Origin of the sequence: Cellulophaga omnivescoria (assembly GCF_001999725.1) — a bacterium.
GTDB classification, from domain to species: domain Bacteria; phylum Bacteroidota; class Bacteroidia; order Flavobacteriales; family Flavobacteriaceae; genus Cellulophaga; species Cellulophaga omnivescoria.
In genome coordinates this window covers 47,521-58,880 of the sequence record NZ_MDDP01000019.1, presented here as the reverse complement: position 1 = coordinate 58,880, position 11,360 = coordinate 47,521, and the positions used below count along the sequence as shown (strand labels likewise).

Sequence of the window (11,360 nt, the reverse complement as noted above, 5' to 3'; positions counted from 1 at the left end):
TAGGTAGAAATCTTTAAATGAACAGGGAAAAAAAAAAATGTCGAGGAATATAGCGGAGAATTTACAGTTGCTATTTATGAAATTGGATCAAATATGGAACAAAAAATAGCTAATTTATAAGTAAATACTATAATATTTATAAGTACAAGTTTTGTATAGTTTAGTTGTATGTTGTTGCTAAAAAGTACCAAAGCACCTGTGTTTTGGTGCTTTTTTATTTTTTAAATTTTAAGATTTTTTTATGTTAATATACTAAAACATAAAAAATGTAGTTTTAATAAAACCACTTAACCTAAAACTCCGTATGTAGTGAAAATAGGTGCAGCATTACAAGTGCAACAACTATTAAAAACATATTTGTTATGGAATATTATTTTTTTACACTTTGGATTGCCGTAATGGCGTTTTATTGCTACAAATTGTTTGCAGCACACAAATCTTTAAAAAAAGTAGAGTATAATAATGCTCATAAATTAAAAGAAAAACAGATTAAAATACATAAATAGTGTATTCTTTAAACTGATTAAGATATGTTTGTTTAACATTTATTGGTTTTGTTAAATATTAAAGCTCTGTATTTACAGAGCTTTTTTTGTAACCAATAACTATGTAACTAAAAAATCCTCTAAAAACAGAGGATTTTTTAATGTATGATAAGTAATTTTTAAGAGCTAGCGGCTACACCTAGTGTGTATAACTGCTCTAGGGTAGGAGACTCACTACCACCAGCAGGCTCCAAAGTAATACCAAAAGCTTCAGAATTGTTTGCATTGGCTAAAGCAAATATTTTGTTTTCATCTCCTTTAAAATCTTCTAGTAAACCTAAACTAGTTGGTGTTAAAGGATTAAGTTTTAAAGACCACACTTGGTACACAAAACCATCTGGTGGCTCTGGTAATCCTTTAGCATCTATAAATACTTTTTGTTCCTTTTTGTTCCAATAAGCTTTTGCGTAAGACTCTGGTGAAACTGTTTGTCCGCCCAAAGCAACAACAGCTATATTTTTATCTCTAATTGTGTTAAGTAAATCTTGTGTTTCTAATAAAGAGTTATTTGCATTGTCTATTTTAGATTCTAAATCTACTTTTTCTTGTGAAACTACCTCTATTTTAGACTCTAAATCTTTATTCTGGTTGTACATCCAAAGCAAACCTGCAGATAAAACCACAGCAGCAGCCCAACCAGTATAAGTTGCCCAGCTTGTTTTTTGTTTTGGTAATTGTACTACTTTAGGGTTATCTAATAAATTAAGTCTACGCTTAATAGCTGTAAACATATTATTATCTAATTTAGGCGAAGCACTTCTGCTTAGCTCCCGTACAGCAGCCTCTATAGCCTCTATCTCTTTTTTAATTTCTGGGTATTGTTCCGCATCTTTATGTATTTGCAGGTTTTCCTCATTAGAGAGCAAGCCAGCAACATAAAGTTCTAATTTTCCGGACGCTATGTATTCTTCAATATTCATTTGCCTATCCTAATACATTTTTTCTTAGTTGTGTTATACAACTTCTGTTTCTTGTTTTTATAGTTCCTAAAGGAATATTTAATTCCTCCGATACTTCTTTTTGGGTATAACCTTTAAAATATAACATTTCTATAATTTGCACACACTTGTCTTTTAAGTTTAATAAAAACTTTTTTACTCCAATGGCATCCATTTTATCATCTAGGTTATTATTATCTTCTAAGATACTTACGAAATAATCTGTAGATAGGTTTTGTTTGCTGTTTTTGTGAGCTTTAGAACGCACTTCATCTATTGCAGCATTGCGTGCAATGTTTAAAATCCAAGTAAAAAACCTCCCTTTAGATGCATTGTATTTATCTGCATTATTCCAGATCTTTACAAAAACATCCTGACAAATTTCTTGTGAAATATCTGAGTTTTTTACAATTGTATTTATTACACCACAAATATTTTCAGAATACATATCATATAATTTTTCAAAAGCTTTTGGGTCTTTATTCTGAAATTGTATAACTAGGGTCTCTAATTGCATATATTGTATTTACAGTGGTAAGATAATATAAAAAAGCTACATAACTGTAGCTTTTTTATAATGTATATGTTTGTTTAATTTATTCTATAATTCCTGCGCAACTAATTCTTGCGCCAGCATCTCCACTTGGCTGAGAAGTAAAGTCGTCTACACCTTCATGAACTATAATTCCTTTTCCAAGGATATTTTTTTTAGGATCTTCACAGTCCAAACACCATTCATTGGTGTTAAATTTAATTTCAGAATTACCATTTTTATCTGCAATAAAGTTGCCAATATCTCCTTTATGGTAACCTTCTTTATCTCCCCATTTTCCGTGTTTTTCAAAAGTTGGGTTCCAGTGTCCGCCTGCAGATTTACCGTCATCAGAAGTACAATCTGCTTTTTCGTGAATATGTATTGCGTGTTCACCTTCTTTTAAACCAGTAAGGTTGGCAACCATTGCCACTTTGTTGTTATTTTGGGTAAAGGTAATTTTACCTGTAACATTACTGTTACTTTTTGGTTCCAATGTAATTGTAAGTGATTTTGAGTCCTTTGTATCAGGAATTACAGTGGCATTTGTTGTAGAAGAATCTTCAGCTTTTTTATTTTGATTTTTACAACTGTATGTAAAACTTATAAAAAGAATTGATAGCGTTACTATTATTTTTTTCATCTTGTTATGGTTTTCAATTAATACAAATTTATTGCACTAAACTAAGAGTAATACCCCTAAACCTTTAACTCATAAAAAGTAAATGGTAACGCTATCAATAAAAAATTATTTTTTAGCTAATAATACTTGGCCTTTAATCGCTACTTCGCTCCAAGTTTTGCTAACACCATCTGCACCAGTATGTAATGCTTCACAAGCTTTGTTTATAGATGCCACTGCATCTAAAGCATTCCATTCTTCTAAATTCATTACACCAGAAAAGCTATATTTATCATCTGCTAATTTTTCAGTAGTTAATGGTACAGTAGCGGTTTCTCCATTTAAAGTAACTTCTAATGAGGCCTTATCTCCTTCGGTTTTTAAAGTTCCAGAAATTAACTCGGTATTTTTCATTACACCAAAAAAGAATTCTAAAATTTTTGGATCTCTTGTGCCGGTGCCATCATTAGTAAATAAACTACTTACAGGTATACTAAATTCTGTGCCATTTAAAGCCTCAAAAGCTGTAGCGCCAGTGTTAGATTTAATAATGTTAACAGTTTTAAATGTTCCACCAACACCAATTTTATCTGTAGTTTTGTATGCAGTAAAACTTGCCTTTGTAGAGTCTGCAATTAATGAGTATTGAGCCTCTGTTTTTGCGTGACTATGATCTGCATTTTCACCTTCATGAGAATGGTCTTTTTTAGCATCTTTACAGCTAAAAGTGGTAACAGCTATTAAGCCTAAACATATTAATTTTATCTTTTTCATAATACTATAATTTAATAAAGTATAAAGGTAAAAAATCTATTACTCTTATCCTTTTAATTAATTGTAAAGGTTTTAATTTCTTTAAAAACGTTTGTGTTTAAACTACTTATTTTTGCTTTATACGGATTCCATTTTTCAGTGAAAAAAGTATTTGTTTTTTCTAGGGCAGTCTCTAATTCTTTTTTAGCAAATTGTATTAGATTTTTTTCAGTAGTTGTAAGTCCAGTTTTTCTACTACGTACATAACTACTAGCATTACCAATTCTTTGCATAACCGTAATTTCTGGGTTTCTGGTAATTCCTTGTCTTTTGTCTACTTTACCAATATACAGGGCAATAACAGCATCTATTTCTTTAACTACAGATGTAGATGATTCTATTTCTTGTTTATACTTTTCCTTGTCTAAAGCAGTTAAATCTGCTTTGTATTTATTAGCAGTATTTTTACTTTCTACCAATTGTTTTACTGCATCTGCAGCCGTTTGGGTATACTTAGCAAGTGTCTTGTTTGCATTGTACACTTCTTCAATAGCAGATTTAGAAACGTTTAACCTTGGGTCAGGTTTTACAGTTAGCATTGTTTCATCTATAGTTGTGCCATAAGTTAATTTAACTTTATAATTGTCTGGTAAAACACGTTGCCCACTTGGTTCATTTTTAGATTTACGTATGCTACGTGATGGTCTTTCTGGTCCTTTTTCAGACATATTCCAATAAAAACGATGCAAGCCTGTTTTTTTAGGGGCTTTAATTTTTATAGTACGGATTAACTCATTACCATTAAAAAACTGAAATTGTAAAGAATCTTTAGAAGCTATACCATCTTTTTTTGCAGGAGTATTTTCTTTTTCTTCCTCTTTTTTATCAGCCTCTGGTTTTTCTGCTTTTTCTTTTTTCTTATAAAAATAGGTTAGCATTGCGCCACCTTTTTTATTTTCTCCGTTAAATAAGGCATCTGCGCCAAATCTACTACCTGTAGGTTGTTGGTATGCCGCTTGGTAGGCAACAGGAGGAGTAAATAAAGCCACGTCTTTAGTAAGTATGGTTTTATCTTTAGCTATAGCTCTTAAAGGTCTAATATCATCTAAAACCCATGCGGCTCTACCAAAAGTACCAATAACAAGGTCATGTTCTCTTGGGTGTATTACTAAATCTTTGGTAGATACAGTTGGGTAGCCTTCTGTCCATTTTTGCCATTTGCTACCAGCATCAAAAGAAATGTACAAACCATCATCTGTACCTAAAAATAATAGGTTTGGAGTTTCAGGATCTTCAATAATAGATAACGCATAACTTTTTACATCATTTTCATCTACAATTCTAGTCCAAGTTTTACCATAATTAACGGTTTTGTATACGTAGGGTGTGTAGTTAAACCTACGGTAATCGTTAGCAACCAATAAAGCTTCCCCTTTGTTTTTGTTAGATGCTTTAATTTGCGGTATCCAACTACCTTCTGGTAATCCTTTTATGTTTTTGGTTACATCTGTCCAGTTGGCACCGCCATTCTGTGTTACATGTACGCGGCCATCATCTGTGCCAACCCACAACATATCTTTTTCTACAGAAGAAGGTTCTATTACTAAAATAGTACAGTGGTTTTCTGCACCGGTAGCATCCATAGTTAAACCGCCACTTTCGCTTTGTTTTTGTTTTGCTGGATCATTAGTGGTTAAATCCGGAGAAATAACCGTCCACGTTAACCCTTTGTCTGTTGTTTTATGTACAAACTGACTGCCAAAGTATGCAGTAGAATTGTTAAAAGGATCTTGCCCAATTGCAGAATTCCAGTTAAACCTTAATTTAGTTTCAGCATCTGGTGGTGTTGGTCTTACAGAGTAATTGTTCCCTGTTTTCCAATCATATCTAGATACATTTCCTTGCTGACTCATTGTATAACCAAATTGCGAATCATCTAAATCTGGTACAACATCAAAACCATCACCAAAAGAAATTTCTTGCCAGTAGCTATTTCGTATTCCTTGTGCTCTCCATACAAAAGCAGGTCCGCGCCAAGAGCCATTGTCTTGCATACCACCATAAACGTTATAAGGGTACTCATTATCTACGTTTATGTGGTAAAACTGTGCAACAGGTAAATTGCCAATAAATCTCCAAGATTTACCGCCGTCTTTGGTAATATTTAGTCCGCCATCATTACCATCCATCATAAATTGTCCGTTTTCGGGGTGTATCCACCACGCGTGATGATCTGGGTGTACGCCATTATCTGCGCCATAAGCTGGCATTAATTGGGTAAAGTTTTTACCGCCATCTTCAGATACGTTTATGTAGGTGAAAACAGAATATACTCTGTTTTCATTTTGTGGATCTACATAAATTTCTGAGTAATAAAAAGGTCTATTTCCTATATCAGATTTATCGTTAATTTTTTTCCATTTAAAACCACCATCAGTAGATTTGTATAATGCATTTTTTTTAGCTTCAACTAAAGCATAAACTACATTAGGTTTGTTGCGTGCAATAGCAATACCTATTCGACCAAGTTCACCTTTTGGCAAACCATCTTCTTCAGTAATTTTTTTCCAATTTTTACCACCATCATGGGTCATATATAAACCGCTACCAACACCACCAGATTTAAAAAACCAAGGATCTCTTTTGTGTTCCCACATTGCAGCAATAAGCTTGTTTGGGTTTGTAGGATCCATTACCAAATCTGCCACACCAGATTTGCTATTGGTAAAGAGTATTTTTTTCCAAGTAACACCACCATCTGTAGTTTTAAAAACACCACGTTCTGGGTGCTCTCCCCAAGGAGAACCAATAGCACCAACATAAACTATGTTAGGGTTTGTAGGGTCTATTACAATTCTGTGTATGTGTCTAGTTTTTTCTAAGCCCATAGGTAGCCAATTTTTACCACCATCTAAAGACTTGTAAATGCCATAACCACCATTTAAACTATTTCTAGGATTACCTTCTCCTGTACCTACCCAAATTACAGATGGGTTGCTTTGTTGTATAGCAACGGCACCAATAGATGCTGTTACCTCTTTATCAAAAATAGGGTCCCATTTTATACCGCCAGAGGTAGATTTCCATAGTCCACCAGAGGCAGTGCCTGCATAAATAATATCAGGATTAGTATGTATAGCATCTATAGCAGTTACACGGCCGCTCATACCTCCAGGGCCAATGTTTCTGGGTTTTAAATCTTGTACATAATCCATTTTAAAATCCTGTGCAGATAAGCACAAAACAGTAAAAAAGAACAGAAGTGAATGTAGTTTTTTCATTTTTTAGAGTTGTTAGTTGATTTTTAAAAATAAGTAATATTGGTTTAAATTATTGATAGTCAGTATTTTTTATTTTCTTTATTTTTTTAGGGTTTATCCATAGTATTATTCCGCTTACGCTAATAAATATTAGCCCTAGTGCTATTATTGTTGAGTACAATAGTTTAAATATTGATGCATCATTTTGTATAAAGTAATCTAGAATAGAGCCGTCGTGTATTTTTTCAATTATAGTATCTGTACGTTGTTTTACAGATACTATTTTACCAGTGTAACAGTCAATTTGTAATTCGGTAAAATGTTCATCAAACCTAATTTTAGCCACACCTTTTTTGGGTCTGTAATCTATACGATCTATAATGGTGGACAACTGTAAAGAATCTACATACGTTATGGCATTTTTTTCAATGGTTTCTAAAGCAAGTAAAGGAGTGTTTATTTTAGATGCTTTTTGGGTAGAGGGTTTTAAATAAAGTTCACTTTTCCAAGCAAGTAAAGCCCCTGTAACACTAATAAGTAGTATAAATATTGCCAAAATTATAGCTACAGTTTTGTGTAGTTTTCTGTATAAACGAGTGCTTTTTGCAAGTTTGTTAATCTTAATTTTCAATAGAAACTTATTTAAAGTTTCCGAAAATAACGAAAACTCTATTAAAATTTCATAATAATATGTTAACAAAGCAAGCTTACATTTAGCAAACATTTAATACAAATAGGTTTTTTGAAAATAGAAGTTTTATTGAAAAAGCCGTATTTTTATACTTGTATGAAGAACGATAAAATAAACAGAAAAGGTTTTGTATTTAAGCAATACAAAGCCCCTTCACAAACTCCGTTTGAAAAGCTTTTTGAAATTTTTAAAGAGCTAATTACACATACATCTGGAGATTTTGATGAGGCTATAGATTGGTTGCGGGAGTTAGATAAAGAATATAAACTTACCACAGAAGATTATACTATTGATGATTTTATAGAAGACCTAAAGGCTAAGGGCTACATTAGAGAAGAAATAAAACCAGATGGTAGTAATGGTACTGCTATTACGGCTAAAACTGAAAGAGCTATTAGGCAAGCCGCATTAGACCAAATTTTTGGTAAAATAAAACGTAGCGGTTCTGGTAACCATAAAAGCAAAGGTGTTGGAGCAGGTGATGAGCATACTGGAGACTTTAGAAATTACCAATTTGGCGATGCCTTAGATAAAGTGTCTATGACAGAAAGTTTACGTAACGCACAAATAAATAATGGCATTGGTGATTTTAGTTTAACAGAAGATGATTTGGTGGTTGAAGAAACTATGCATAAATCTCAAATGAGTACTGTACTTATGATAGATATTAGCCATAGTATGATTCTTTATGGTGAAGATCGTATTACACCAGCTAAAAAAGTAGCTATGGCACTGGCAGAATTAATTACTACGCGTTACCCAAAAGATACTTTAGATATACTTGTTTTTGGTAATGATGCTTGGCCTATAAAAATTGCAGATTTACCGTATTTACAAGTTGGTCCCTACCATACTAACACTGTTGCAGGTTTGCAATTGGCAATGGATTTACTCCGTAGAAAACGTAATACTAACAAACAAATTTTTATGATAACAGATGGTAAGCCAAGTTGTTTGCAAATGCCAGATGGTACGTATTATAAAAACAGTGTAGGTTTAGATGAAAACATTATAAATAAATGTTACGCTATGGCGCAACAGGCAAGAAAGCTACACATACCTATAACTACTTTTATGATTGCACAAGACCCATATTTAATGCAGTTTGTAAAAGAATTTACACACGCAAACCAAGGAAAAGCATTTTATACAGGTTTAAAAGGACTTGGAGAAATGATTTTTGAAGATTACGAAACCAATAGAAAAAAACGAATTAAAGGATAAAAAGAATAAAGAGAATAGAAATAGGATAATTACAATTAAATTAATTTTCTATAATCTCTTTTCTAAAAATAAAATATGAAAATAGATACAATTAAAACACTAGGCGATTTAAAAAAAGCTGGATATCAAAGTAAATCTATTAAAGATGAGTTACGCGATAATTTAATAGATAAAATTAAAAATAAAGAAACAACTTTTACGGGTATTCACGGTTACCAAAATACAGTTATACCAGAGTTAGAGCGCGCAATATTATCTAGACATAATATTAACTTATTAGGCTTACGCGGACAGGCAAAAACTCGTTTAGCAAGGTTAATGCTTAACTTATTGGATGAATACATACCAGTAGTTAAAGGATCTGAAATTAATGACGATCCCTTACAACCAATGTCTAGGTATGCTGTAGAGCTTATTAAAGAAGAAGGAGATAATACACCTATTAGTTGGTTACATAGAAGTGAACGTTTTGCAGAAAAATTGGCTACACCAGATGTTACTGTAGCAGATATTATTGGCGATGTAGACCCAATAAAAGCTGCAAACTTAAAGTTGAGTTATGCAGATGATAGAGTAATACATTATGGTATGATACCACGTGCTAACCGATGCATTTTTGTTATTAATGAGCTGCCAGATTTACAAGCAAGAATACAAGTTGCATTGTTTAACATATTGCAAGAAGGTGATATACAAATTAGAGGTTTTAAATTACGTTTACCTTTAGATATGCAATTTGTATTTACTGCCAACCCAGAAGATTATACCAACCGTGGGAGTATTGTTACCCCTTTAAAAGATAGAATAGGCTCACAGATTCTTACCCATTACCCAGAAGATATAGAAACTGCTAAAATAATTACAGAACAAGAAGCTAAGTTAGATAAGAGACAATCTAGCGCTATTATGGTACCGGAATTAGCGAAAGAATTGTTAGAGCAAATTGTTTTTGAAGCTCGTAAAAGCGAATACATAGACGCTAAAAGTGGTGTTAGTGCAAGACTTAGTATTACTGCTTTTGAAAACTTATTAAGTACAGCAGAACTTAGGGCTTTAAAAAATGGAGATGATAAAACTACAGTTAGATTAAGTGATTTTATAGGTATTATACCTGCTATTACTGGTAAAGTAGAGCTAGTTTATGAGGGTGAGCAAGAAGGTGCAGCAAGTGTAGCTTATAACTTAATTGGTGATGCGGTACAAACATTGTTTCCAGAGTATTTTCCTAAAATTGAAAAACTTAAAAAACAAGAAGATGTTAGTCCTTATGACAGTGTAGTGTCTTGGTTTTTTAATAACGAAGCTGGTTTTGAGCTTTTAGATGACTTAAGAGATAAAGAGTATAAAAATATGTTAGACGCAGTGTCTCCTTTAGATGATTTGTTAGGGGAGCACCAACCTAAGTTAAAAAAAGAAGAAAGTTATTTTGTAAAAGAGTTTATACTATGGGGCTTGGTACAGTTTAAACAATTAAGTAAATACAGGTTTACAGAGGGTATACAGTTTAAAGACCCTTATAGTAGTTACATAAGTGGTTTGTAAGCTACCACGTATTTCTAGATTTTATATTAGCATCGCAGAGTTTAATTATCTCTGCGATTCTTTTTTGCTTTGTTTCTTCTCTTTTTGCTTGGTTTAAATAGTACAAATAGCCTTTTTTATAGGATGGAGCAAAATTATTGTAATTACTAAAGGCAATAGGGTTTTTATTAAATGCTTTTTGTAGGCTGGTAGGTAAAACACCGTTTTCTACATCATCTAAAGCAGTCCAAGAGCCATTTTCTTTAGCTATTTCTATACTTTTTAGTCCGCTTTTATGCATTTGCTTGTTAGCAATTAAGTTTTTAATATGTGTTTTATTTACCTTACTCCAAACACTTTTAGGTTTTCTGGGGCAAAAATATTGTCTTCTTTTACCATCACCTAAGCTTTTTACAGTGCTGTCTATCCAGCCAAAACAAAGTGCAACTTTTACAGCATCTTCCCAACGCATACTTTGCTTTTTATGACCTACTTTATAAAGTATTAAATGTATACCAGTATTTGCATTATGGTTTTCTAATAACCAAGTTCTCCATTGGGTAGTGTTTTTAAAATAAAATTCTTCTACGTTGGTCATTTTTTGTTTGGTTATACTTTACTATAAAGATTAATGTATATTTATAATCAAAAATAAATAAAAAAATGCATCGTAATTTTAGTTTCGTTATTTTAACTTTTATAGTTTTAATGTCTATAAATGCTCAACAGCAGTCTAAACAAACCTTACCATATTACAATATACCAGAAGCTCCAGAGAATTTTACAGCAGGTGCAGTAGCAGCAAGAACTATAGACGCATTAGGTTTTAGATATTATTGGGCAACAGAAGGGTTATGTTCTCAAGATTTAGCTTACAAACCCAATAAAGAGGGGAGAAGTACTGGTGAAACCGTAGATCATATTTATGGTTTATCTAAAATGATTTTAAAGACAACCACACTAAAGGTTGATGAGGATAAGAATACCGAATTAACTTTTGAACAAAAAAGAAAGCGTACACTAGAGAACTTTAAAAAAGCTAGTGATATTTTAAAAAATGCAACCAACTTAAAAGCACACGAGTTGGTTTTTAATAAAAATTTTAAGCTTCCGTTTTGGAATGCTATTAATGGGCCTATAACAGATGCAATATGGCATAGCGGACAAATTGTTGTTATGCGCAGAACGTCTGGTAATCCAATGCCAAAAGGTGTAAATGTATTACTAGGAACAAAAAAATAATTACATAACTTAAAACTAATTCATCAATAAAA

General features: G+C 32.4%; 11 protein-coding genes. 4 read left to right on the top strand and 7 right to left on the bottom strand.

Annotation, left to right across the window (positions count from 1 at the left end; translation table 11 throughout):
- The first annotated feature begins 362 nt into the window (after positions 1 to 362).
- Entirely contained in the window at positions 363 to 506 is a 144-nt protein-coding gene (locus BFJ87_RS16890) for a hypothetical protein (protein ID WP_013622084.1), read from the top strand.
- Positions 507 to 664: 158 nt separating this feature from the next.
- Here the strand turns inward: BFJ87_RS16890 and BFJ87_RS10485 are convergent, their stop codons facing one another.
- From BFJ87_RS10485 to BFJ87_RS10460, 6 genes are all read right to left on the bottom strand, one after another.
- A complete protein-coding gene (locus tag BFJ87_RS10485) occupies positions 665 to 1,465 on the bottom strand; it encodes an anti-sigma factor (protein ID WP_077403924.1) in 801 nt (266 codons plus the stop codon).
- 4 nt (positions 1,466 to 1,469) lie between these two features.
- Positions 1,470 to 2,000, bottom strand: a complete 531-nt coding sequence (locus BFJ87_RS10480; RefSeq protein ID WP_077403921.1) for an RNA polymerase sigma factor — start codon at positions 1,998 to 2,000, stop codon at positions 1,470 to 1,472.
- A 79-nt stretch (positions 2,001 to 2,079) separates the two neighbouring features.
- The gene (locus BFJ87_RS10475; protein ID WP_077403918.1) at positions 2,080 to 2,658 is read right to left on the bottom strand and encodes a superoxide dismutase family protein; all 579 of its coding nucleotides are present in this window, start codon (positions 2,656 to 2,658) and stop codon (positions 2,080 to 2,082) included.
- Between the two features lie 105 nt (positions 2,659 to 2,763).
- Complete coding sequence (locus BFJ87_RS10470; RefSeq protein WP_077403915.1) at positions 2,764 to 3,411, bottom strand: hypothetical protein; 648 nt, start codon at positions 3,409 to 3,411, stop codon at positions 2,764 to 2,766.
- A gap of 53 nt (positions 3,412 to 3,464) precedes the next feature.
- The gene (locus tag BFJ87_RS10465) at positions 3,465 to 6,671 is read right to left on the bottom strand and encodes a WD40/YVTN/BNR-like repeat-containing protein (RefSeq protein ID WP_077403912.1); all 3,207 of its coding nucleotides are present in this window, start codon (positions 6,669 to 6,671) and stop codon (positions 3,465 to 3,467) included.
- Positions 6,672 to 6,720: 49 nt separating this feature from the next.
- Positions 6,721 to 7,281 (bottom strand): PepSY-associated TM helix domain-containing protein, encoded by a 561-nt coding sequence (locus tag BFJ87_RS10460; protein WP_245799621.1) that lies wholly within the window; start codon positions 7,279 to 7,281, stop codon positions 6,721 to 6,723.
- Positions 7,282 to 7,437: 156 nt separating this feature from the next.
- Between BFJ87_RS10460 and BFJ87_RS10455 the strand changes: the two genes are divergently transcribed.
- Positions 7,438 to 8,565, top strand: a complete 1,128-nt coding sequence (locus BFJ87_RS10455; protein ID WP_077403906.1) for a vWA domain-containing protein — start codon at positions 7,438 to 7,440, stop codon at positions 8,563 to 8,565.
- A gap of 75 nt (positions 8,566 to 8,640) precedes the next feature.
- Complete coding sequence (locus tag BFJ87_RS10450) at positions 8,641 to 10,107, top strand: magnesium chelatase (RefSeq protein WP_077403903.1); 1,467 nt, start codon at positions 8,641 to 8,643, stop codon at positions 10,105 to 10,107.
- 1 nt (position 10,108) lies between these two features.
- Here BFJ87_RS10450 and BFJ87_RS10445 read toward each other — a convergent pair whose 3' ends face one another.
- A complete protein-coding gene (locus tag BFJ87_RS10445) occupies positions 10,109 to 10,684 on the bottom strand; it encodes a YdeI/OmpD-associated family protein (RefSeq protein WP_077403900.1) in 576 nt (191 codons plus the stop codon).
- A 65-nt stretch (positions 10,685 to 10,749) separates the two neighbouring features.
- Between BFJ87_RS10445 and BFJ87_RS10440 the strand changes: the two genes are divergently transcribed.
- Complete coding sequence (locus BFJ87_RS10440; RefSeq protein WP_077403897.1) at positions 10,750 to 11,328, top strand: hypothetical protein; 579 nt, start codon at positions 10,750 to 10,752, stop codon at positions 11,326 to 11,328.
- Positions 11,329 to 11,360: the final 32 nt, after the last annotated feature.

Bases quoted from the DNA above. Each gene is read 5' to 3' on its own strand.
- BFJ87_RS16890 (WP_013622084.1), top strand. From the start codon at position 363: ATGGAATATTATTTTTTTACACTTTGGATTGCCGTAATGGCGTTTTAT.
- BFJ87_RS10485 (WP_077403924.1), bottom strand. From the start codon at position 1,465: ATGAATATTGAAGAATACATAGCGTCCGGAAAATTAGAACTTTATGTT.
- BFJ87_RS10480 (WP_077403921.1), bottom strand. From the start codon at position 2,000: ATGCAATTAGAGACCCTAGTTATACAATTTCAGAATAAAGACCCAAAA.
- BFJ87_RS10475 (WP_077403918.1), bottom strand. From the start codon at position 2,658: ATGAAAAAAATAATAGTAACGCTATCAATTCTTTTTATAAGTTTTACA.
- BFJ87_RS10470 (WP_077403915.1), bottom strand. From the start codon at position 3,411: ATGAAAAAGATAAAATTAATATGTTTAGGCTTAATAGCTGTTACCACT.
- BFJ87_RS10465 (WP_077403912.1), bottom strand. From the start codon at position 6,671: ATGAAAAAACTACATTCACTTCTGTTCTTTTTTACTGTTTTGTGCTTA.
- BFJ87_RS10455 (WP_077403906.1), top strand. From the start codon at position 7,438: ATGAAGAACGATAAAATAAACAGAAAAGGTTTTGTATTTAAGCAATAC.
- BFJ87_RS10450 (WP_077403903.1), top strand. From the start codon at position 8,641: ATGAAAATAGATACAATTAAAACACTAGGCGATTTAAAAAAAGCTGGA.
- BFJ87_RS10445 (WP_077403900.1), bottom strand. From the start codon at position 10,684: ATGACCAACGTAGAAGAATTTTATTTTAAAAACACTACCCAATGGAGA.
- BFJ87_RS10440 (WP_077403897.1), top strand. From the start codon at position 10,750: ATGCATCGTAATTTTAGTTTCGTTATTTTAACTTTTATAGTTTTAATG.